The organism is Neisseria sp. P0021.S005 (assembly GCF_051956955.1).
In genome coordinates this window covers 1-593 of the sequence record NZ_JBQCWY010000870.1, presented here as the reverse complement: position 1 = coordinate 593, position 593 = coordinate 1, and the positions used below count along the sequence as shown (strand labels likewise).

General features: G+C 49.9%; 1 protein-coding gene. It reads left to right on the top strand.

Translation table 11 applies throughout. The annotated features are described in order from the left end of the window. Positions 1-593: trigger factor (gene tig / locus ACTHUE_RS19880; RefSeq protein WP_440424265.1), on the top strand; the 593-nt coding region annotated here is incomplete at both ends.

Here is a 593-nt window from a genome sequence, read left to right as displayed (position 1 = left end):
GTAGAAATCCTGCGTAAACAACGCACCCGCTTCAACCATGTTGACCGCGAAGCCCAAAACGGCGACCGCGTCATCATCGACTTTGAAGGCAAAATCGACGGCGAACCTTTCGCTGGCGGCGCGTCTAAAAACTACGCTTTCGTATTGGGCGCAGGCCAAATGCTGCCTGAATTCGAGGCCGGTGTTGTCGGCATGAAAGCCGGTGAAAGCAAAGATGTTACCGTAAACTTCCCTGAAGACTACCACGGTAAAGATGTTGCCGGTAAATCTGCCGTATTCACCATCACTCTGAACAACGTTTCTGAAGCCACTTTGCCTGAAGTTGATGCTGACTTTGCTAAAGCTTTGGGTATTGAAGACGGCGACGTTGCCAAAATGCGCGAAGAAGTGAAGAAAAACGTTGGCCGCGAAGTTGAGCGCCGCATCGGTGAACAAACCAAAGAATCTGTAATGAATGCCCTGCTCAAAGCAGCCGATTTGCAAGTTCCTGTTGCTTTGGTCAACGAAGAAGCCGCCCGCTTGGCAAACGAAATGAAACAAAACTTCGTTAACCAAGGTATGGCTGACGCTGCAAACTTGGATCTGCCTTTGGA